Origin of the sequence: Protofrankia sp. CiP3, from assembly GCF_917627345.1 — a bacterium.
Lineage (GTDB): Bacteria > Actinomycetota > Actinomycetes > Frankiales > Frankiaceae > Protofrankia.
In genome coordinates this window covers 56,021-77,585 of the sequence record NZ_CAKJTM010000022.1, presented here as the reverse complement: position 1 = coordinate 77,585, position 21,565 = coordinate 56,021, and the positions used below count along the sequence as shown (strand labels likewise).

Below are 21,565 nucleotides of genomic sequence, written 5' to 3'. Positions count from 1 at the left end.
CGCCTCGGCCGGCCGCGGCCCGAGCGGGACGGGCCGCGGGCCGCCGACGCCGGTGGCGGGTGCCTGCCTGGGCCGGGGAGCGGTCACCGCCGGCTCGCGGACCCGGCCGTCCAGCAGGAGGGTGTAGAGCTCGCAACGAGCGGAGAGCTCCTCATCGGTGCCGATGTCGACCAGGCGGCCGGCGTCGAGCACCGCGATACGGTCAGCCAGCTGCAGCGTCGATCGGCGATGGGCGATCAACAGCGTGGTCCGGCCGCGCGTGTTCGCTCGCAACGCCGCGTGGATCTCGGCCTCGACCCGGACGTCGACCGCGGACGTCGCGTCGTCCAGGACCAGGATGGGCGAGTCGGTCAGCAGGGCGCGAGCCAGCGCGATCCGCTGGCGCTGCCCGCCCGAGAGGGTGAGCCCCTGCTCACCGACGACCGTGTCGTAACCGGCGGGCAGAGCGCGGATGAAGCCGTCCGCGTGGGCCGCGCGGGCCGCGGCCACGACCGAGGCCTCATCCGCGTCCGGGCGCCCGTAGCGGATGTTGGCACGAACCGAGTCGGAGAACAGAAAACTGTCTTCAAACACCATCGCGATCTGCGCCCGCAGTGATGACAGAGCCAGTTCCCGGATGTCGTGGCCGTCCAGGCGCAGCGCGCCGGTGTCCGTGTCGTAATAGCGGGACAGCAACGCCGCCACCGTCGACTTGCCCGACCCGGACACGCCGACCAGTGCGAGGGTCTGGCCCGGTTCGATCCGCAGGCTTACCCCGGCAAGAACCGGGCGGTCCCGGCTGTAGCCGAATGTGACGTCGGCAAGCTCGACGCACCCCCTGGCCCGGGTGAGATCGCGGGCGCCGGGCCGTTCGGTGACGACCGGCTGGCTGTCCATGACTTCGAACACACGGATCGCGCTGGCTCTGGCCTGCTGTCCGATGGTCAACAGGCCCGCCAGCATCCGGGTCGGCGCAACCAGCTCGCCGAGGTAGGCGGTGAAGGCCAGGAAGGTGCCGAGGCTGATGCTGCCGCGCAATGCCAGCCATCCACCCAGCGCCAGCATGCCCACCTGCCCGAGCGCCGGCACCGCCGCCAGCGCGCTGGTGTACAGACTCGTGAAGCGGACCGCACGCATCCGCAGCGAGAACAGGGCGCGGGCGGCCGTGGCGAGCTTGGCCAGCTCCCGCTCTTCCTGCCCGAAGCCCTTGACCACCCGCACGCCCGCGGTCGCCTCCGCCACCACGGCCGCGACCTCACCGGCCTGCTGCTGGGCCGCCCAGGTCGCGGGGAAGACGGTCCGCCGGGCCCGTAGCCCGATAAGGATCACTAGTGGGCCGACGGCGAGCGCGAGCAGCGTCAACAACGGGGACAGCAACATCATGATCACAATGGAGAGCACGAACAGCAGCAGGTTCCCGCTCATCAGCGGCAGGAACGCCAGCAGGCCCTGGACGACCGTGACATCGGAATTGGCCCGGCTGACGACCTGGCCGGTCCGGAGGCCGTCCTGACGGACGCCGTCCAGGCGGGTGAGCGCGGTGAAGAGCGCGTCCCGCAGATCGTACTGGACGTCGAGGGCCAGCCGGCCACCGATGTAGCGCCGGACGAACCCGGCGGCGAAACGCAGCACCCCGGCGGCGAGCAGCGCAAGGACATAGGGCGCGAGCGGCTGCCTGTGCGCCACCACAACGTTGTCGATCACCGCGCGTTCGATCAGCGGAGTGACCGCGGCGATCGCGGTGCCGAACACGGCGGCACCGAACGCCAGGGCCGCGTTGCGGCGGTATCTGAGGACGTGGCCGGCCAACCGGCGCAGCCAGTGCTGCCGGGAGGACGGGGCGCCGGCCCACCAAGACCGCGAAGCGCCACCGGGTTCGGATTGGTTGCTGATCGCGCGGACCTCCTGGGAGACGCGGGCGGGACAACCTTCCCCAACCATCCCAGGAGATCATCGCGTCCCGGCGGCCCGCGCTGTCAGGAACGCGCCGTCGGCGGGGCCGCCGCCGCGGCGCCGCGATCGGTCTGCGCCTGCCCGGCGGTGCTCTGGGCGTCAGCGAGCGGCAGTGCGCTGCCCGCGCTCCAGCGCTCCCAGGAGATCGACCACTCGTTGCCCAGCTGCGTGGTGTCCGGCGGGCGGCCGGTGTTGCGCACGTCAACGATGTCACCCAGCCGGCTGAACCGGTAGAACCACTCGGCATCCGCCGGGGACGCGTTGACACACCCGTGGGAGACGTTGTTCTCCCCCTGGGAGCCGACCGACCACGGCGCCGAATGCACGTACTCACCACCGCTGGTGAACTGCACGTTCCACTGCACGGTCTCGTAGTAGTAGTCCGGGTCCCCCTTGGGGATGCCGACCGTCGCGGAGTCCATAATCACCGTCGGCGCGGTGGCGATGACATTGTGCGGGCCATCCATGGTCGGCGACGACGGCTTGCCAAGACTTACCGGCAGGGTTCGCTGCAGCACGCCGTCCCGATACACCTTCATGGTGTGCGCCGCCGCGTCGACATAGCTGATCTGAGCCGGCCCGATGACGAAATCCATGGTCCGGTCCTTCACCCCGAACCGGTTACCACCGGCGTCGAAACCGGCGAGGCGCGCCTCGACGTGAACACGGGTACCGGCCTTCCAGTACTGTTGCGGACGCCAGCGCGCCACTGTGCTGGACGCCCAGTTCCAGGCGCCGGCAACCGGTGGATTCGCGGTGACCGCAAGGCGCCGCTGCACGGCGGCGCGGTCGGTGACCGGCGCGCTGAAAGTCAGCGTGATCGGGGCGCCGATGCCGACGGTCTGACCGTCGACCGGCCCCCAGGAAACCTTGAGGGACTTCTCCGGATTAACCGTCGTGAAAGTCGCGCCGGTGACCGTTGGGCCCGATCCACCCGGTGCCGCGGACGTCTGCGCGGTCACCTGGTACCGCGTGTCCGCGAACAGCCCGTCGGTCGATGTCCAGGTCCTGGCGTCCGCGGAAAGCTCGCCCCGGAGAACGCCCGCGGCGGTTTCCTGGGACTTGCTGGCGTTCCGGATTGCGGTTACCGACTGTAGCGGAACGCTGCTGCGCACAACCACGGTGCTGGTGACCGCGACTGCCTCGGCGCCGTCCGAGGGAGTGATGACAACCTGTGGTGCCGTCGCGGTCGGCACCGGCTGTGCCAGCGGCCCGGCCTTCGGTTTGTCGGCAGCCGGCGGCGAACATGACATGAGGGCGGCCCCGGCGAGCAGCGCCGCGACGACGGTCGACATCAGCGGTCCAGGTGATCCGAACACCCGCGGTACGGGGTAAGCCCGCACCAACGACCGACATATCTTCAGTGACCGCCGCTCATTCACAGCCGGACCGTACCCAGCATTGCCGACAGACGACCTGTTGATCATTAAAATGACCGGTGTCAAACGGACGACCACAACCATTCGTAGAACAATCGAATACAGAGAGTAGCACCCACTGGCAACGATCCATGACCCCTCCCCTGTCCTTCCATCCGACGCTCGAGGACTTCCAGAAGTTGCGCCCGATCGGCACCTGATTCTTTGGCTCATGCCCGGCACGGCGTTCGGCGAATCAACGACGCGGGCTGGTCACCCGAATCGGAGTACCGGTAGCGTTACACAGGGTTATGACAAGCACGTTCCACCGCGAGCGCCCAGCGCCAGCGCATAACACGGCACCACGGCACCACGGCACGGCAGGAAGGGCACCACCGCACGGCAGGCATGGCGGCAGATCCAGGTTGACGCACCACGGGAGATCGCGGGCGCACCGCCCGGCAGTCTCCCGGCTCGCTTTCCGGCGTCCCCACCGCCCCAGGGTGTTGGGGCGTTCCTCGGCCCGGCTTGGAGGCGCGATGGCAGTCGTTCTCGGCGAGAACCAGTACGGAAAGGCCGAAGTCAGGCTCGTCCATATCGATCGTTCGACCCGGGCGCATCGGATCAGGGACATCAGCGTCTCGTCAGCGCTACGGGGCGACTTCACCAGCGCGCATCTCGACGGGGACAACAGCCACGTGCTGCCCACCGACACCCAGAAAAACACCGTCTACGCGTTTGCGCGCGACGGTGGCATCGGCGAGATCGAGGAGTTCGGCCTGCGGCTCGCCCGGCATTTCGTCGCATCCAATGTATGGACGACCAGTGCCCGAATGGAGATTGTGGAGCACGGCTGGCAGCGGATCAGCACCACCGGCGGCACAGCTGACCACGCCTTCTCGCGGGCCGCCGGTGAACACCGGACGGCCGTGGTCACCGTCGACCGCGACAGGGCCCATGTCATAGCCGGAATCGGCGGCCTGCTCCTGCTCAAGTCGACCGGATCGGAATTTCGCGGCTTCGCCCGGGACAAGTACACGACTCTGGCTGAGACGGACGACCGGGTTCTCGCCACCGAGCTCACCGTCCGGTGGCGGTACGCGGCCGCGGACATCGAGTACGGAAGCCTGTTCGCGAGCATCCGGGGGATCCTTCTCCGGACGTTCGCGGACGTACACAGCCGCGCGCTTCAACAGACCTTGTACACAATGGGCCGGGAGGTGCTCGCCGCTCACGCCGACGTCGCCGAGATTCGCATGTCGATGCCGAACCGGCATCACTTCCTGGTTGATCTCACTCCCTTCGGGCTGGACAACCCCGACATCGTCTACCAACCGGCAGACCGGCCGTACGGAAAGATCGAGGGCAGCATGCTGCGTGACGACGCGCCCGCGCCGGGACCGGCCTGGCTGACGATCCCGGGCTTCTGCTGATCAATGGGCTGCCGGCGGCGGGAACGTCGCTCTTACCGCACCGCCGGCAGCCCCGGGCCGGCAGCTCCGGGAACGTCGCCATGAAGCGGTGCCAAGCGGACGATGTCCCCCGCGGTGACCGCCAGCCGGGCAGCCGCGCTCCCCCTGTTCACCGCGATCGTCACAAGGCCCGCGGAGTCCACGTAGACAACAGGATCTCCTGGCTGCACCGAGGCAAAGGTGACCCCGAACAGGGCCGTGGCCACCGTCCGGCCCACAGTGATCTCGATGTTCCGGCCCGGGACGACGCCCGCCGGGACGAGCGGGCCCGCGGCCGTGGCCAGTTGGACGTTGCCGAAGGTGTCCACCGTGAGGATCTCGACCTCGACCTCGGCCTCGACCTCGGACGCGGTGGCGGACGCGGTGGCGGACGCGGTGGCCGCGGCCGGGTGGACGAGCCGCAGCACCGGTGGGGGGAGCCGCACGAGCCCGGCGGGGTCCACCGGCGCGCCGAGCCCGGCCAGGCCGTGGCCGGCCGCGAGGGCCGCGGCGGCGGGCGCGAACACATCCCGCCCGTGGAATGTCGCCGGTGCCTCGGCGGGAACCGCCAACGCGACCGCGGAACGCACACCCCCGAGTGCGTCGGCCGCAGGCGGCAACAGCCCGTTGTCGGGACCGACGAGAAATCCCCGCGGGGTGGACACCGCGAGCGCCCGCCGCGAGGTTCCCACCCCCGGGTCGACAACCGCGAGGTGCACCGCGCATGGCAGGTGGCCGACTGTCTGGGCGAGCACGACCGATCCCCGCCGCAGGTCACCGACAGGTATCAGATGGGTGATGTCAACAATGTGCACGGCAGGCGCCCGGCGCAGCAACACCCCATGGCAGGCAGCCACGAAACCGTCAACCAGGCCGTAGTCAGACAGAAAGCTGACATACGCCGGCCGGATCACACGACCCCGTTCGTCCGGAGCCGGGCGATCTCCCGGGCCGGGTAGCCGAGCTCGGCGAGGATGGCGTCCGTGTGCGCGCCGAGCGCTGGCAGCGGTCCCAGCGACGCCTCCTCGCCGGGGAAAAGGACCACCGGGCGGAGCTGGCGTACCGGTCCCGTTGGGGAGTCAACCGAGGTCCACCGGTTCCGGGCAGCCAACTGAGGATGATCAAGTAAATCGCGCACGGTGTTGAGACGGGCGTAGGCGATGCCGGCGGCCGCCAGTCGATCTTCGGCCTCGGCCGTGGTCAGCGCCGCGACGGCGGCCGCGACCAATGCCTCGGTGCGCACGCGGTTACGCACCCTGGCCTGGTTGGTGGCGAAGTCAGGGGCGGTAGCGGCCTCGGGCCGGTCGAGCACGCTGGTTGCCAGCCGGACCCATTCACGATCGTTCTGGACCCCGATCAGCAACCGGTCGCCATCGATCGTGGTGAACGCCTCATAGGGCGCGATCGACGGGTGGCCGATGCCCAGCCGAGGCGGTTCGACGCCGGTGTGCTCGACGGTCTGCACCGAGTACCCCATCCACTCAGCCAGCGCATCGATCATCGTGACCTCGAGGGCGGCACCGGCGCCGGAACGCTCACGGCGCAGCAACGCCGCCAGCACCGCCTGGACGACATAGGTCCCGGCGGAGACGTCGCCCGCGGCGAACCCCGCCTTCGCGGGGTGCTCATCCGTGCCCGTCGCGGAGATCAGCGCGCTCTCGGCCTGGACGAGCATGTCGTAGGCGCGCCTGTGCGCATAGGGGCCATGCGCGCCATAGCCGGAGAGATCCACCGCCACGAGCCGGGGGTGCGCCGCGACCAGCGTGGCCGCGTCCAGGCCCAGCCTGGCCGCCGCGCCCGGCGCCAGGTTCTGTGCCACCACGTCCGCGCGGCCTACCAGCCGGTGGAGTACCGCACGGCCTTCAGGGGCCTTGAGATCGATCGCCAGTGACTGTTTGGATCTGTTCAGCCAGGCGAAGTGGGCCGACATCGCGCCCCGGACCGCCGTGTCGTAGGCCCGCGCGAAGTCCCCCGACCCCGGCCGTTCGACCTTCACCACCCGGGCGCCGAGATCAGCGAGATGACGGGTGGCGAACGGCAGCGCCACCGCGTGCTCCACGCTGACAACGGTCATACCCTGCAGCGGCAGCACCCCCTCACACTATCGGCCGGAGGCGGCGCGATCCGAGGCCGTGGACGGATCGCGCCGCGATCGGCCGGGCCCGCCGCGCGTGCCGGCCGGCTGTTCCCAGCCCGCGCCGCCCGCGGCCACACCGCCCGCGGCGCCGTCCATCGCCACACCGTCCACAACCGAACCGTCGACAACCGAACCGTCGACAACGACGTGATGAGCCCGCGGCAGAGCCGGCGGCGGCACATCGCCAGCCGGCCGTCGTGGGATGAACAGCGACGGGGTGTCCCGCTGGATCGGCGGGCCGCCGTTGGCGAACACCACCGCCAGCCACGGGAGGACGACAGCGATGGCGATCGCGGCGAACCGCGCCCAGCCGCGCAGCGCAACCACGGCGAGAATGAGGCACAGCGTGCGGAACAGCATCGAAATCACGTAGCGTCGCTGGCGGTGTTGGATCTCCTCCGGGCGCGACAGCGCCGCGCGGGTAATCAAGGTGGCGTCGCTGTTCCGCCTGATCCGCACTCACGCGCTCCCTATGACTGGCTCCCTGACCCACCCAGGCGCCCGGCGCCGCGGCACCCTGCGGACCGCGCCGCGCATGGTGGCCAGAGGAGGTCTCCGTGCCTGTCAAGTGTGCGCCGATGGTGCCCGGCCCGCCCGCAAAGACCCTTCCAGCACGCCTTGCCATACCGATTTCAAGATCGACACCGGCCGCAAAGTCACTGTTGGCCACACAATCAGCACACAGTCGGCTGTCAGGGCGGCCGGCCGAGAGCGCCCGGCAACAGGGGCATGGACCACGGGACGGGGCTCGAGGCGCGGGCATCGCGAGGCGGGGCGGGGAGCCACCGGAGGTGCTGGGTGGCTGGGCGCCCTGATTCCCGACAGCACGGTGAGGATAGCCACGACGCCAATCGGAGGACTCGTGCGTTGAAAGGGGTATCGATCGTCTGTGACGGACGCAACAGCGGGCTACCGGGTTCGGGTGATGTTTGCCTGGGTGGCAGCGGTGCAGGCAGGAGCAACAGAAAATGATCTCCCGTAGAAGATCTCGCCAGAACACCCGGAGCCATCTGTCGACCTCGGCTCGGTCCGGGCCTCCCCGCGACACTCCGCCGAGGCCCGCACCCACCCCACCGCCGACATGGCGCCGCTGGCTGCTGCCCATCGGCATCATCATCACCGTTGCCCTGTTGTTCGCCCCCAGCATGTTTTCGAAGCAGGAGACCGCCTACAGCTTCACCCAGCTCACCCAGCAGGTGGACGCCGGTGCGGTACAGAAAGTCACGATCAATGACAAAGGCGGGGTCACCGGGACTCTCAAGGACGGCACCGCGTTCACCTCACAGGTCCCGACCGCTCTCGACACCCAGGGCGTCCTCGGCCAGCTGGAGGCCAAGAAGGTCGACGTCAAGGCGACCCACGCCGGCACATCCTTCCTGTCGATCCTGTTGAGCTTCCTGCCGCTGCTCCTGCTGGTGGCCTTCTTCATCTGGTCCGGCAGAGCGGCGCAACGGTCGCTGGCGGGCGGGCTCGGCGGCATCGGCCGGTCCCGGACAAAGATCGTTGATGCCGAGCGCCCGACAACCCGGTTCGCCGACGTGGCCGGCTACGAGGGCGCGAAACAGGAGGTCAGCGAAATCATCGACTTCCTGCGGCATCCCGAGCGATACCGACAGGCCGGGGCGAAGGGCCCCGGTGGGGTGCTCATGGTCGGGCCGCCCGGTACCGGCAAGACGCTGCTCGCCCGAGCGGTCGCCGGTGAGGCCGAGGTGCCGTTCCTGTCGGTGAGCGGCTCCGGGTTCGTCGAAATGTTCGTGGGGGTCGGCGCCTCCCGCGTCCGCGACCTGTTCAACGAGGCACGCAAACGCGCCCCTTCCATCATCTTCATCGATGAGATCGACGCTATCGGGGGCAAGCGGGGGTCCGGTCTCATCGGCGGTGGTCACGACGAGCGTGAGCAGACGCTCAACCAGTTGCTGGCCGAGATGGACGGGTTCGACCCGGCCGAGGGCGTGGTTGTCCTCGCCGCGACCAACCGGCCCGAGACCCTCGACCCGGCGCTGCTGCGTCCCGGACGGTTCGATCGGCAGGTCACCGTGCCGCTGCCCGCCCAGCGGGAACGGGCGGAGATCCTGAAGGTGCACTGCCAGGGCAAACGCTTCAGCCCGGAGGTGGACCTGACCGTGGTCGCGCGGGCGACTCCCGGGTTCTCCGGCGCCGATCTCGCCAACCTCGTCAACGAGGCCGCGATCAACGCCGTGCGGGAGAGACGCGGCGTGCTGACGGCCAATGACTTCGACGCGGCCCGGGACAGGATCATCCTGGGCCGGCGCGATGCCACCAATGTGCTGCTGCCCGAGGAAAAACAGTCGGTGGCCGTCCATGAGTCCGGGCATGCGCTGGTGGCGGCGCTCTCGCCGCACGCCGATCCGGTGGCGAAGATCACCATCCTGCCAGCGGGAATGGCGCTTGGTGCCACCCAGCAGCTGCCCGAGGACGAACGACACCTCTACACCGAGAGTTACCTGTATGCGTCGCTGGCGGTGCGCCTCGGCGGACGGGCCGCGGAGCTGGTCGTCTTCGGCCAGGGCTCGACCGGGGCCGCCAACGACCTGGCCGGCGCCACGGCGCTCGCGACCCGGATGGTCCGCGAGTTCGGCCTGTCCCCCGCGCTCGGGCCGGTGGGTTACACCTCGGGCAGCCCCCAGTACCTCGGCGGTGAGGAGCTGGTCTCCAGACCGTACTCGGAGGAGACCCAACGGATCATCGACGCGGAGGTGGCCAGGCTGCTGCGGGAGGCCGAGGAACACGCCGTGGCGCTGCTGCGGGCCCACCGCGGCGCGCTGGACGCGCTCACCGGCATCCTGTTGGAACGCGAGACCGTCGACGGCGACGTTCTCGACAGCGTTCTGCGCGAGCACGCACCGGCGTATGCGGCTGACCCGGCCGATCCAGCCAGCCCGCCGTCCCCACCGGCCTCCCCGCGGACTTCGCTGGGTAGGAACTGACGCCTCCCTGACCGGGACCGGGAGCAAGGCCGGGACCGGGAACAGGACCGCTACCTGGCCATGGACTGCGAGGGATCGAAGGCGCCGTAGGCGGACTCGCAGGCTCGGCGGACCGCGGCGGACAACGCACGCAGGGTGGTCGAGCGCCGGCCGATCTCCTCGGCTGTGACCGCCGCCCCATCGTCGCGGGCCGCGAGGTCGATCAGGCTCGCGATCCGCACGGCCCGCGCGAGCAACGCGTGCGCGGGCGGCGGGTAGCCCGGCGCGAGCAACGCGGCCGGCTCGTCGGTGTGGCGGTCACGGAGCACCGAGAGCACCGCGGGCCCTGCCTTCGCGCGGTCAAGAGTGACCAGCGCGGTGGTCGCGGTCCGGATAGCTTCGTTGAGTTCGTGCTCTGCCGCGCGCAACGGCGAGGGTGGCGGCGGCAGGTGGGCACCGGCCGCCGAGCGCCAGTGCACCGACTCCAGGCCGCCCTCGACCGCCGGACCGTGCGCGGTCACCGAAGGCACCAGGAGCAGCGGCGGGACGGGGCCGAGCAGGACAATCGCCTCGCCGGCGGCAAGGGCTTCCCGGTTGGTCTCCGGCGGTCCCGGCAGACCGCTGACATCGCCCGGTACCGGCAGGACAAGCCGCAGCCGCCGGGCGCCGACGGTCCGCAGCCAGCCGAGCCCCAGCGCGAGTCCCTGCCCGTCGACGGTGTGCGGGGCGCCGGGCCCACCGGAACCCCGCTGGATCTGAGCGATCGCCTCGTCAGTGCTGACAAGCCCGGCGAGCCAGGCATTACCCCATCCGGTGAGTGCCCCCGAGCGAGGCGAGGCAGCTTGGCCGCAAATCACGATGCCTACGTTAAGGAATGATGCCCCTGTCCTGCGACGATCCGGGCTAGGATTGCTGAGGGTCACATGCGTTCGACAGTTGGCAACGAACCGGTCGTGGCCGGCATACCCCCACATCCGTACATCCGCCCCGGCGACGATTTCTCGCGCGCCGCCCGGATGCGGTGGAGCTGGCGACGCATGGGCGAGGCTGGGCGGGCCAGCAGCCACGGTAGGCCCACCAACGCCAGCCAATGGGCGTGAGCGAGCCGGGTAGGCGCCGCGGGTGGCGCTCCCACCGTGGGCAGGACCAGCGGGGAAGCACCGGCTTCGTGCAGAGCTTCGGCGAAGGCCCGGGCGATGAGCTGGTGGCCGCGAGGCCCCGGGTGCACCCGGTCCACGTCGAAGGTGGCCAGCTGGTAAACGTCGGGATGGCGCGCCAGATCGACGACCAGCACACCGGGGTCGGCCGCGGCGGCGGCGTCAACGGCCGCGTTGAGGTGTCCGACCCGGGTCGTGAGCAGGCGCCGCGCCGGGCCGGGCAGCCGCAGCAGGCGGCCGGGATCGTGCAGCCGCGCCATCAGTACCCAGCTGCCCTCCGCCCGCAGATCCCGGACGCTCCACACGAGGTTGTGCCGCAGGCGCAGCGGATCAAACCCCGGCGACAGCACGTCGTTCATGCCCGCGATCAGGCTCACGATCTGCGGGCGCATGGCGAGGGCTACGGGGATCTGGCTACCGCGGACATCCCGCGTGGTCGCGCCGGTGGTCGCGAGGTTCGCGAACCGCACCTGGCCGGCCGGGGCCAGGCACGCGGCCAGCGTGGCCGCCCAGCCTCGGCCGGCGAGCGCGCGGTCGGCCTGCGCCCGGCGGTACCGGCCCATGCTGACCCCGTCACCCAGCCCGGCCGTGATGCTGTCGCCAAGCGCGACAAAGCAGATCCCGTTCGCCGTGGCCATCAGGCCGCTCGAGTGGCGCCGCCGTAATGCCCACCGGCAACGTGCTGGTCACCAGCAGTATGCCGGTCACCGGCAACGCCCAACACGGCGCTATGCGCGGGCAGCGAGGGCAGGCCGTGCGCGGCGAGGAACCCATCGACGGTGACGGCCCACGGGAAGTCCTCGGCGCGCGCCCGAGCCGTGCGCCGACGGGTGGGCGTATCGATGGCAAGCAGTTCTTCGACAGCGTCGGCGAAGGTCCAGCCGCTGCCTGCCGCGATGATTCCGCTGCCTGGTGTGACAAGCTCCGCAAGCGCGCTGCTGTGATGGACGACCACCGGGGTACCGCTCGCCATCGCCTCCAGCGCCGCCAGGCCGAACGTCTCCACCGGCCCGGGAGCGAGTACGGCGTCCGCGGTGGTCAACAGGCTGGCCAGACGGTCCCGGTCCGCCACGTGACCGAGGAAGATGACCGGGAGGCCGCTCGCGCGCCGGGTGAGCCGCCCACGGCTCGGACCGTCACCGGCGATCACCAGGCGAGCGGCCACCCCGCGGCGGACGAGCTCCGCCAGCGCGTCCACGGCGGTGTCCGCCCGTTTTTCCGGCGACAGCCGGCCGACGTTGACCAGGAGCACCTCGCTGTCACGGGCGAACGCCCGACGCAGCGCGGTGTCGTAACGGCCGGGGTGGAAACGATCGAGATCGACGCCCAGCGGGATCTGGCGCAGGTTCGCCGCGCCGATGCGGACGAACTCGGTCCCGGCCCACGCGGTGGTGGCGACCACCGTGTCAAAGGTCCGGGCGAGCGCGCTGTTGGACTGGTCAGCCGCGGCACGGACCGGCAGCACTCCGCGCAGCGGACGCGGCGTCCACAGGTTCAGCAACCGGTCAAGGCGCTCATGGCTGACGACGAGGGAGCGGACACCGGCACGGCTGGCCCAGCGGCCCAGCGGGCGCAGCGACGCCCGGTCGTGCACCTCGATGCGGTCGGGCGCCGCGGCGTCGAGATGCCGGATGACCCGCCACGGGTCGGTCAGGACACGGTAGTCTGTGCCAGGCACCAGCGGTGCGCGCATGGTCACCACCCGAGCCTCGGGAGCGTAACGGACGCTGTCCCGCTCCCCGGGCAGGACCTGGATGACCTCATGACCGGCCGCGGTGTAGCCGGCGGCGAGATGGCGCATGGTCGTGCGGATACCACCGGACCGTGGCGCGACGAAGTTGGCGGCCTGAACGATTTTCACCGGATGCTCCCGTCCTCGTAGTGATATGCGCCGTTCCCGCCGCTGTCTCGGCCGTAGTGGTCGACAGCGGCCCGGCGGAGCCGCGCCCGGCGGGCGAGGACGGTCCGCGAACGCAGGGCGCCGACCCGCGCCTGCGCCATCCCGAAACCGCGGACGTCGTGGTAGTGGCCGATAAGCTCGTCCCCGATCGCACTCCACCCGCAGCCCGCGACCGATCGCCGGGCGGCGGCGCCCATCGCCCTGCGCCGATCGCCGTCGGCGAGGAGCATCGCGACGCGGTCGGCCAGCGCGGCCGGGGAGTCCGGGGTGAAGTGCAGGCCGGTGTGCCCGTCATCGACCACGTCGAGCAGGCCGCCCGCGGCCGGGGCGACTACCGGGACGCCGCTGGCCTTCGCCTCCTGCGCGGCCTGGCAGAACGTCTCGTGGGAACCGGTGTGGACGAACATGTCGAGGCTCGCGACAGTCGCGGACAGTTCCCGGCCGGACTGGAAACCGAGAAACGTGGCCTGCGGCAACTGACGTTCGAGCGTCGGCCGCATCGGCCCGTCGCCGACGATGACCAGCCGGACCCCGGGAAAATCCCGCACCGCGCTGAGCAGGTGTATCCGCTTCTCCCGGGCGAGCCGGCCGACGTAGCCGACCAGTACCTCGCCCTCGGGCGCGAGGCGGCGGCGCAGCTCGGCGTCCCGATGACGCGGGTTGAACCGCTCGAGATCGACCCCGCGGGCCCAGCGGGCGATCCGGTGAACGCCCTGGCTCAGCAGCATGTCGACCGCTGGCCAGGAGGGCGCGAGCGTCCGCCCGGCCAGCCGGTGGACGGTCGCCACCCATCGCCAGATGGTGCGTTCCGCCTGGCCCAGTCCGTAGCGAGCGGCGAAGCCGGCGAAGTCGGTCTGGTAGACGGCGACGCTCGGCAGCCCCAGCCGCCACGCGGCGAACGCCGACTGCGCGCCCAGCCCCGCCGGAGCCGCCAGGTGCACGACGTCGGGCCGGAATCCCGCCAGCACACCGACCAGCCGGGGCCACGGGGTGGCCACCCGGAATGTCGGATACCCTGGCAGCGGAACAGATGGTGCGCGTAATACCCGAGCGCCGGCATAGATGTCCGGATCGGCGGCTGGTACGTGCGTGCCGGCGGCTGGGGCGATGACAAGCGCTTCGTGCCCGCGGTCCCGAAGGTGTTCGAGCACACGGCAAACCGAGTTCGTCACCCCGTCCACGTGCGGCAGGAACGACTCGGTTATCACCGCTACGCGCACAACATTACGCTCCCAAGCTACGGCTATAGATCCCGGACATCCGCTCGTCCACAACGTGAACATTGTGGCACGACTTGGTGTTACTGATCGCGGCGTAGCGTGAGAAGGCAGTCGTTCATGGAGGCCGGGACCGTGGGTGGAATCGTGGGTGGGACCGTCCGGCGGAACACCGGCCGTCATGGCGACAGCCGGCTGATCACGGATCTCATGGGGCTCCTCGGCGTGGCCCACGTCCTGGTCGATCCCGATCTCACCGCCGGTTACGAAACCGACTGGACGGGGGCCTTCACCGGTCGGGCTACCGCCGTGGCCCGGCCCGGGTCGACCGATGAGGTCGCCGCCGTGCTGCGCATCTGCGCCGCCCATGGCGTACCCGTCGTGCCGCAGGGCGGCAACACCGGCCTGGTCGGCGGTTCGGTACCGGCCGGGGCCGCCATCGGCGCGGTGGTGCTCAGCCTGCGCCGGCTCACCGCGATCGAACCGGTCGACGCGGCCGCGGGCCTGGTCACCGCGGGCGCGGGCGCTACTCTCGCCGACGTCCAGGCACATGCGCGCGCGGCCGGCCTCGACAGCGGCGTGGACCTCGCCGCACGGGATTCGGCGACGCTGGGCGGCATCGCCGCGACCAACGCCGGCGGTGAACGGGTCCTACGGCACGGGATGACCCGCGGCCAGGTCGCCGGGCTGGAAGCGGTACTCGCCGACGGCCGGGTCGTGCGGCGGCTCACCGGGCTCCCCAAGGACAACGTCGGTTACGATCTGCCCGCCCTGTTCGTGGGCAGCGAAGGCACCCTGGGGGTCATCACCAGGGTGCAGCTGCGGCTGGTCGGGCTGCCCAGCGCGCGGACCACCGCGCTGATCGCCCTGGCCGACATCACCAGCGCGGTCGAGCTCCTCGCCCGGCTACGGACCGCCGCTGGTTCCCTGGACGCCGTCGAGCTGATGTTCGACGATGGCATCGATCTGGTGCGCGCCCACCAGGGCCTGCCGTCGCCCTTTCCCGACCGTCCCGCCGACCGGTCCCGGCCGTCCGGGGCGCACAACACTCCCTACCTGCTGGTGGAGTGCGCCGGGCGTACCGATCCCAGCGACGAGCTCGCCGCCGTGGTCGAGACCGCCACCGGCGTACTCGACGTCGCCGTCGCGACCACCCCCACCGAGCAGGCGCGGCTGTGGGCCTATCGGGAGGGCCACACCGCGGCGGTGAACGCCCTCGGCGTCCCCGTCAAACTGGATGTCGCGGTCCCCCTCAGCCGCATCACCGCCTTTATCGACGGCCTGCGCGAGCTGGTGCCAGCCGTGGCGCGACCGGCCCGCCTCCACCTGTGGGGGCATCTCGCTGAGGCGAACCTGCACGTCAACGTGACCGGCCTCGACCGCGACGACAGCCGCGGGCGCGAGAAGCTGACCGACGTGATCCTCACCCGGGTCGCGGCCGACGGCGGCGGCATCGGCGCCGAGCACGGCGTGGGACGCGCCAAAATGGCCTGGGCAGGCCTGTCCCGCTCCCCCGCCGAGCTTGCCGTGATCGCCGCCGTGAAACACGCTCTGGACCCGGCCTGCCTGCTCAACCCCGGCGTCCTCGTCCCGCCCTACGGCATCGCGCTCACGCCGGGCCCGCCCGTGCCCCCCGCGTAGACCTCCGCACCCCATCCGAGCGCACGGATCCGATCCGTAACCGCCATACAATCCATGATCTCGACGTGCTTGTTGTTGTGTACGGTTTTCAGCCGAATAAGCGTACCCAGCGACAAACACACGCCGATCTTGCCAGCGAAATATGACTGCCCGCATAGCTCAACATATGCCACGAGCCGCACAAACAAACACGTCATCCACGGGTGGCCGTCGAGCTGGGGCCAAAGGGCAAGAGCCAAAGGACGATCAGTTGAGACGGGGGCAGAAGTGTCCGGTCGGCCCGTCCGGGCGTCCGCACAGCACGCACGGGGGCCTACCAGCCGCGACGATGCTGCGGGCCCGCTCCACGAAAGCCTTGGTCTGGTCGAGGGAGAGGGATACCTGGAGGGTGTCGAGCGAGGTGTCGTCGTCGGCACCCGCCTCGCCGCGAGCTCTGCCCGCGGCTTCGACCAGCACCCGCTTGCCGTCCCATGACACGGTGAGCTGACCGAGGTGGAAGTCCTCCTCGAAGGGGGCGTCCAGCGGCGCGAGATCGACGAAGACATCCCGGGCCTCGGGTACCCGCACTCCCCCGGTGCGGCTAAGCTGGCCGAGCAACGTCGTCAGCCCTTCAGTAAGCGCATTGACCTCGATCTTCTCCAGGCCGACAGTGACGACATGTCCACGCGAGCTGGCCTGAAGGTAGAAGTCACGTTCGCCGGGCTGGCCGACGGTTCCGACCACGAAACGGTCTGGCGAGTCGAACACGTGCCGCTGCTGCTGGTACACCTCATCCCTCCCTGATGCCCTTGGCCACACTGGCCTTTCTCGACGCCCTCGGTGCCCGCGAGCGCGCGAACAACATCATGACTGTGCACTTCTCGATCGCTAGATCAGTCAACGTCGCGTCCGCCGGGATTCGTCCCCGGCAACGTTAGCGATATCGAATCTGGTAGTGGTATGGCGGGTAGGCTCTTCATCCGCCGACGTACCGGCCGCGGCCGGTCGACACGTCCTGTCGGCGCAGCACCGCAGCGGACACACATCGTGGCTCGGCCCCAGCTCGCTGACCGCTAGCCGGGGGCCGTCCCCATACCTACGCTCGTCCAGCAGCTGCCGGACCATGACGACGAACCGCCGGTCGATCCCCACCGTTGCCGCCCGGCGGAATACCAGACCCGCGGCCCTGGCTCGCGCGGCCGCCTCCACATCAAGATCGTAAACGACCTCCATGTGGTCACTGACAAAACCGATCGGTACCACCACAACCGCAGTGATGGTATCAGTGGCGCCGAGCGCGGCCAGCTGGTCGCCGATGTCCGGGGTGAGCCAGGGGACGCCCGGCGGCCCGCTGCGGCTGACATAGGCGAGATCGTGACGATAACGGCGGCCGGTCCGGGAGGCCACCCGGTCGGCGACCGCGGTGGCCGCGGCCGCGAACTGCCGGGGGTACGCGTCACCGTCCGGGCCGCTGGCCACCGACTGCGCGACGGGGATCGAGTGGGCGACGAAGAGCAGCCGTGTGCCGTCCCGTGCCGGCTCGGGAATCGTCGCAAGCACGTCGACGACATGGTCGACCATGGGCAGAACGAAGCCCGGATGATCAAAGTAGTGCCTTAGCTTGATCAGTTCCGGGGCGGCCGGGCCGACCGCGGCCCGGGCGTCGGCGAGATTTTCGCGGTATTGGCGACAGCCGGAGTAGGAGGCGAAGACGGACGTGACGAAGCAGGCCGCCCGCCCGACGCCGTCACGGCGCATCCGCTCAAGAGCCTCACCGAGAAACGGCGACCAGTTGCGATTACCCCAGTACACAGGCAACGGTGCGAGCTCAGCTTCCAGCGCGGCAAGCAGCGCCCGGTTCTGGTCGTTGATCGGGCTGCGGCCGCCGAACCGCCGGTAGTGCTCGGCGACCTCGGCCAGCCGGTCATCGGGGACACCGCGCCCGCGGGTGACGTTGCGCAGGAACGGCATGACGTCCTCGGGCGCCTCCGGTCCGCCGAAGGAGACCAGGAGCAACGCGTCGATCCCGACCGGATCGACCGGCCCTGGGCCGCTTCCGGTACGAACATCTGTGATCCCGCTGTCGCCCGACACGCCTCGATCGTCCCCCGCGCACGGTGCGCACCGCATCCCGGGCCTGCCGTGCGGCCCCGCTTTCAGCATTTCATCAGGTACGCCGCCCGCCCGGGCGCGGATCACCCGGACAAAAGCTCCAGAAAAGTTCTAATGCCCCATGCCCAGCCCGCCGTCGACCGGGATCAGCGCCCCGGTGATGTAAGAGGCCTGCGGCGAGGCGAGGAACGCTACGAGAGCCGCGACATCCTCAGGTTCGCCCATACTCCGGGCCGGCACATTGGCGACCAGGTTATCGCGCTGGGCGTCGGTGAGTGCGTCGGTCATATCGGTACGGATCGGGCCGGGAGCCACCACGTTCGAGGTGATACCGCGCGGCGCGAGCTCGCGGGCAAGCGAACGAGACAATCCGATCAGCCCGGCCTTGGACGCGGCATAGTTCGCCTGCCCGGCAGCACCGAGCGTCGCGGCCACCGACGAAATGAAGATCAGACGACCGCGCCGGATGCGCAGCATCGGCCGAGCCGCCCGCTTGGCCACGCGATACGCGCCGAGCAGGTTGGTGTCGACGACATCCTGGAACACGTCCTCACTCATGGTCAGCAGAAGCGTGTCGCGGGTGATCCCGGCATTGGACACCAGCACCTCCACCGGCCCAAGCTCAGCTTCGACCTCGGCGAAGGCCTTGTCGACCGCCGCCGCGCTGGTGACATCGAGCCGAACGCCGTACATCCCCTGCGGAGCGTCTCCCCCGCGGCTGGCCACGACCACCCGGTCACCGGTCGCGGCCAACGCGGCCGCGCATGCGGCACCAATTCCTCGGTTACCCCCGGTTACAAGCGCCACACGCCCTTGAGCCTCTGCCATAGTTCGGATGGTAACCGCCAAACGACGCGCTCAGTGCTCTTCACCATCGCCAACACACCGAGCTCCCGCGGCGGTGGCTGCCGCCGGCCCGATTTCCCGGCCACCGGCCAGCCCGCTCCGTGCCCTGGCCGGTGGCCGGCATGCGCGTGGACGATGCGCGAGACGATGCGGCCATGCGCCTGACGGCCAGAGTCCGCCCCGGCTCGGCCCGGACCTCGGTCGGCGGTTTCCACCATGGTGCGACCGACGGCCGGCCCGGCGACGGCGCGCTCGTCGTCCGCGTCACCGCCCCCGCTGTGGACGGCCGGGCGACCGCGGCGGCGCTCGCGGCGCTCGCCATCGCCTTTGGCGTCCGCCGCGGCGAAGTCGTGCTGGTCAAAGGGATGACAAGCCGTATGAAGACCGTCGACATCAGCGGGCGGCCCGAGCCCGAGCTACGCGACCGGCTCGCCGAGCTCGCTGTCGGCCCCGCCCGGCCGCCGACCTGAGTCGACCCGCCCGACGGCCTCGGCCCGGCCTCGGCCCGACGGCTGCTGAGCACCGAGCCGAGCAGCGCGCCGGGAACCAAGCCGGGGCCGAGCCGGGTAACACGTCCGGCGGGTCAGAGCGCCCGACAACAGGGGACGCGGCGTCGCGGGGCCAGGGCACGCACCTCACCGCATCGCTCCCCATCCATCGCTGCGCGATGCACGGGTACCCCGGCTCGTCGGTCGCCACCCACCACCAGGGTGACTCCCTCCGCAGCCTCGCGATGCACGCACCCCAGCCCCGCTCCTTGATCCACGCCCCTGTTGCCGGGCGCTCTCAGTCGCCCAGGTATGGCAGCGCGAGCTTCGCGCTCGTCCCACCGTCGAGCGGCAGCGCCACACCCGTCACATACGCCGACGCATCCGATGCCAGCCACAGCACGGCTTCGGCGATCTCCTCCGCGGTCGCCAGCCGGCCGAGGGGGATCTGCCGTTCGTAGCGGGCGAGCCGGTCGTCTCCACCGATCCGGTCGGTGAACCGCGGGCTCGCGACGGCGCCGGGCACGACGGCGTTCACCCGAACCCCGCTGGAGCCGTACTCGACCGCGGCGGAACGCACCAGCTGTACGACGCCGGCCTTGGCCGTCCCGTAGGGGCCTGTCCCCGGCACCGCGCCCATGCCCGCGCCGGAGGCGGTGACAATGATCGAACCACGCCCGGCCACCGCCATGACCCGCAGCGCCGAACGGACGCAGTAGAAATTGGCATCAAGGTTGAGCGCGATCTCCGCGCGCCATCGGGCGTTGTCGATGGACGCCAGCGGGCCCTGCGCAAGCCCGGCACCGGCGTTGCTGTGCATGACGTCGAGCCGTCCCCGGCTGGCCACGACATCGTTGACAAGGCTGTCGACAAAGTCCGGCTGGGTGACGTCGCCGGGATACTGCTCGGCGCTACCGCCGTCGGCATGGACCCGCGCGACCGTCTCCTTCGCCCGATCATGATCAAGATCGTTTACCACGACGTGGGCACCCCGGGCCGCGAACAGGCGTGCGGTTGCCCGCCCGATCCCCGAACCACCGCCGGTGACGATCGCCGTACGGCCGTCAAGACAGTTGATCATTTTAATCAGCCCTCTCCCATTCCCCGCACCGGCCCGCCCGCCGCCAACGACGGGACCTGGTGCGCCGGACAATCGACATCCCATCAAGTAGACAGATAAATTAACTCTAATGAAATCCACGCGGATGGACGGAGACCGGTGATGACGGGGATGCTTGTCGGGCGCAAGGCGCTGATCACCGGCGCCGGGCAGGGGGTCGGTCGGGGCATCGCCCTCGCGGTCGCCGCACAGGGCGCCGCTGTCGCCCTTGTCGGGCGGACCGAGTCAAAACTGCTCGACGTCGCGAAGGAGATCCGTGAGGTCGGCGGCGAGGCGGTGACGATACCCGCCGACGTGACCCGCCCCGAGGACATCGCCCGGAGCGTGACCACGGCGGTCGACAGCCTCGGCGGCCTGAACATCCTCGTCAACAATGCCCAGCAGACCGCGCTCGGCACGCTCCTCGACATCGACGAGCCCGCTCTCCAGGCCTGCTGGGAGTCGGGCACCCTCGCCGCCTTCCGGTTGATGCGCGCATCTCACCCGTACCTGCGCAACGGCGGCGTTGTGATCAATCTGGGCAGCTCGACGGCGGTGAACCCGATGCCGGTCGGCCGGGGTGTCTACGCTTCGGTCAAGGCCGCGACCCACACGCTCAGCCGGGTGGCGGCGGCGGAGTGGGGCAAGGACGGGATCCGGGTGCTCACGGTGCTGCCCGCGTCCACCAGCCCGGCCTCGGAAACGTGGGCGCAGGCCCAGCCCGCGGAGTACGCCCGCAGCCTCAGCAGCATCCCGCTGGGGCGGCTCGGCGACCCGCTGCGCGACATCGGAGGCGTCGTGGCCTTCCTGTGCAGCGACGCGGCCGGTTACATCACCGGGACAACCATCGCTCTTGACGGTGGCCAGGCGTTCCTGCGCTGACGCCCCCGGCTCGTCTCGACAGGCGGCACACCGGCCACCGGCGTGCCGCCACGAGCCGCAGCCGCGCGGACCGCCTTCTGGATCACCGCCCGCATCGACCACCGTCCACCAGACAGACCCGGGTCGTGGGCCTCATAGCCGAGATGGGTGGTCATCTCGGCATCGAACGCGGTCTCGAGGAGCAGCTTCGTCAACTTCCTGAGCATCCCGCCCGGCCCGGTCAGCGACACCCCTCGGCCCTTGCCTGCTCGACCAGACGCCGAGCGAGTTCCAGTTCCTCGTCGAGGATCGCAGCGCCGCTCTCGGTACCGGCGACCGCTCGTTCGCCCGCGATGGTCTCCGCTGCTGGATGTGTCGCCATGCTGGTCATCTGGTGCCTCCCCTACCTGCGTCTATACACAGAGTGCGATATGGGAGTTACACCGTTGTTCTTAGAGAG

Annotated in this window: 20 protein-coding genes; 5 read left to right on the top strand and 15 right to left on the bottom strand. The window is 70.3% G+C overall.

Annotated elements, in window-relative coordinates; all coding sequences use genetic code 11:
• On the bottom strand, positions 1-1,920 hold a 1,920-nt coding region (locus tag MJ797_RS11165), incomplete at its 3' end, for an ABC transporter ATP-binding protein (RefSeq protein ID WP_239334249.1).
• Between the two features lie 35 nt (positions 1,921-1,955).
• Entirely contained in the window at positions 1,956-3,227 is a 1,272-nt protein-coding gene (locus tag MJ797_RS11160; RefSeq protein WP_239334248.1) for an Ig-like domain-containing protein, read from the bottom strand.
• 602 nt (positions 3,228-3,829) lie between these two features.
• Here MJ797_RS11160 and pucL point away from each other — a divergent pair.
• Complete coding sequence (gene pucL, locus MJ797_RS11155) at positions 3,830-4,723, top strand: factor-independent urate hydroxylase (protein WP_239334247.1); 894 nt, start codon at positions 3,830-3,832, stop codon at positions 4,721-4,723.
• Positions 4,724-4,755: 32 nt separating this feature from the next.
• Here pucL and MJ797_RS11150 read toward each other — a convergent pair whose 3' ends face one another.
• From MJ797_RS11150 to MJ797_RS11140, 3 genes are read right to left on the bottom strand one after another with little or no spacing between them, the layout of a single operon-like run.
• Complete coding sequence (locus tag MJ797_RS11150) at positions 4,756-5,655, bottom strand: S-adenosyl-l-methionine hydroxide adenosyltransferase family protein (protein ID WP_239334246.1); 900 nt, start codon at positions 5,653-5,655, stop codon at positions 4,756-4,758.
• The gene (locus MJ797_RS11145; protein WP_239334245.1) at positions 5,652-6,815 is read right to left on the bottom strand and encodes a CaiB/BaiF CoA-transferase family protein; all 1,164 of its coding nucleotides are present in this window, start codon (positions 6,813-6,815) and stop codon (positions 5,652-5,654) included. Before MJ797_RS11145 ends, MJ797_RS11150 begins: the two co-directional genes overlap by 4 nt.
• 27 nt (positions 6,816-6,842) lie before the next feature.
• Positions 6,843-7,337, bottom strand: a complete 495-nt coding sequence (locus MJ797_RS11140) for a DUF3099 domain-containing protein (RefSeq protein WP_239334244.1) — start codon at positions 7,335-7,337, stop codon at positions 6,843-6,845.
• 509 nt (positions 7,338-7,846) lie between these two features.
• On the opposite strand from MJ797_RS11140, the gene ftsH reads away from it, so the two are divergent.
• Positions 7,847-9,826 carry an ATP-dependent zinc metalloprotease FtsH gene (ftsH, locus tag MJ797_RS11135; protein WP_239334243.1) on the top strand — a complete coding sequence of 660 codons (1,980 nt, stop codon included), beginning with the start codon at positions 7,847-7,849 and terminating at the stop codon, positions 9,824-9,826.
• Between the two features lie 50 nt (positions 9,827-9,876).
• Here the strand turns inward: ftsH and MJ797_RS11130 are convergent, their stop codons facing one another.
• From MJ797_RS11130 to MJ797_RS11115, 4 genes are all read right to left on the bottom strand, one after another.
• Positions 9,877-10,662, bottom strand: a complete 786-nt coding sequence (locus tag MJ797_RS11130) for a hypothetical protein (RefSeq protein WP_239334242.1) — start codon at positions 10,660-10,662, stop codon at positions 9,877-9,879.
• Positions 10,663-10,724: 62 nt separating this feature from the next.
• Entirely contained in the window at positions 10,725-11,600 is an 876-nt protein-coding gene (locus tag MJ797_RS11125) for an SGNH/GDSL hydrolase family protein (RefSeq protein ID WP_239334241.1), read from the bottom strand.
• A complete protein-coding gene (locus MJ797_RS11120) occupies positions 11,600-12,823 on the bottom strand; it encodes a glycosyltransferase (protein WP_239334240.1) in 1,224 nt (407 codons plus the stop codon). The genes MJ797_RS11125 and MJ797_RS11120 overlap by 1 nt, the downstream gene beginning before the upstream one ends.
• Positions 12,820-14,082 carry a glycosyltransferase family 4 protein gene (locus MJ797_RS11115; protein ID WP_374581967.1) on the bottom strand — a complete coding sequence of 421 codons (1,263 nt, stop codon included), beginning with the start codon at positions 14,080-14,082 and terminating at the stop codon, positions 12,820-12,822. Before MJ797_RS11115 ends, MJ797_RS11120 begins: the two co-directional genes overlap by 4 nt.
• A gap of 117 nt (positions 14,083-14,199) precedes the next feature.
• Between MJ797_RS11115 and MJ797_RS11110 the strand changes: the two genes are divergently transcribed.
• Positions 14,200-15,720, top strand: a complete 1,521-nt coding sequence (locus MJ797_RS11110) for an FAD-binding oxidoreductase (RefSeq protein ID WP_239334238.1) — start codon at positions 14,200-14,202, stop codon at positions 15,718-15,720.
• Between the two features lie 246 nt (positions 15,721-15,966).
• Here MJ797_RS11110 and MJ797_RS11105 read toward each other — a convergent pair whose 3' ends face one another.
• From MJ797_RS11105 to fabG, 3 genes are all read right to left on the bottom strand, one after another.
• Positions 15,967-16,488: a DUF3090 domain-containing protein gene (locus MJ797_RS11105; protein WP_239334237.1), complete on the bottom strand. Its 522-nt coding sequence runs from the start codon at positions 16,486-16,488 to the stop codon at positions 15,967-15,969.
• A gap of 108 nt (positions 16,489-16,596) precedes the next feature.
• Positions 16,597-17,793, bottom strand: a complete 1,197-nt coding sequence (locus tag MJ797_RS11100; protein WP_374581965.1) for a ferrochelatase — start codon at positions 17,791-17,793, stop codon at positions 16,597-16,599.
• Between the two features lie 129 nt (positions 17,794-17,922).
• The gene (gene fabG / locus MJ797_RS11095; protein WP_239334236.1) at positions 17,923-18,639 is read right to left on the bottom strand and encodes a 3-oxoacyl-ACP reductase FabG; all 717 of its coding nucleotides are present in this window, start codon (positions 18,637-18,639) and stop codon (positions 17,923-17,925) included.
• A gap of 140 nt (positions 18,640-18,779) precedes the next feature.
• Between fabG and MJ797_RS11090 the strand changes: the two genes are divergently transcribed.
• Positions 18,780-19,127, top strand: coding sequence for a DUF167 domain-containing protein (locus MJ797_RS11090; RefSeq protein WP_239334235.1), 348 nt, complete (start codon positions 18,780-18,782; stop codon positions 19,125-19,127).
• Positions 19,128-19,443: 316 nt separating this feature from the next.
• On the opposite strand, the gene MJ797_RS11085 is transcribed toward MJ797_RS11090, so the two are convergent.
• A complete protein-coding gene (locus tag MJ797_RS11085; RefSeq protein ID WP_239334234.1) occupies positions 19,444-20,226 on the bottom strand; it encodes an SDR family NAD(P)-dependent oxidoreductase in 783 nt (260 codons plus the stop codon).
• Between the two features lie 141 nt (positions 20,227-20,367).
• Between MJ797_RS11085 and MJ797_RS11080 the strand changes: the two genes are divergently transcribed.
• Positions 20,368-21,126 (top strand): SDR family NAD(P)-dependent oxidoreductase, encoded by a 759-nt coding sequence (locus MJ797_RS11080; RefSeq protein ID WP_239334233.1) that lies wholly within the window; start codon positions 20,368-20,370, stop codon positions 21,124-21,126.
• Here MJ797_RS11080 and MJ797_RS11075 read toward each other — a convergent pair.
• Entirely contained in the window at positions 21,072-21,356 is a 285-nt protein-coding gene (locus MJ797_RS11075; protein ID WP_239334232.1) for a hypothetical protein, read from the bottom strand. The genes MJ797_RS11080 and MJ797_RS11075 overlap by 55 nt on opposite strands.
• Positions 21,347-21,496: a hypothetical protein gene (locus MJ797_RS11070; protein WP_239334231.1), complete on the bottom strand. Its 150-nt coding sequence runs from the start codon at positions 21,494-21,496 to the stop codon at positions 21,347-21,349. Before MJ797_RS11070 ends, MJ797_RS11075 begins: the two co-directional genes overlap by 10 nt.
• Between the last annotated feature and the right edge of the window lie 69 nt (positions 21,497-21,565).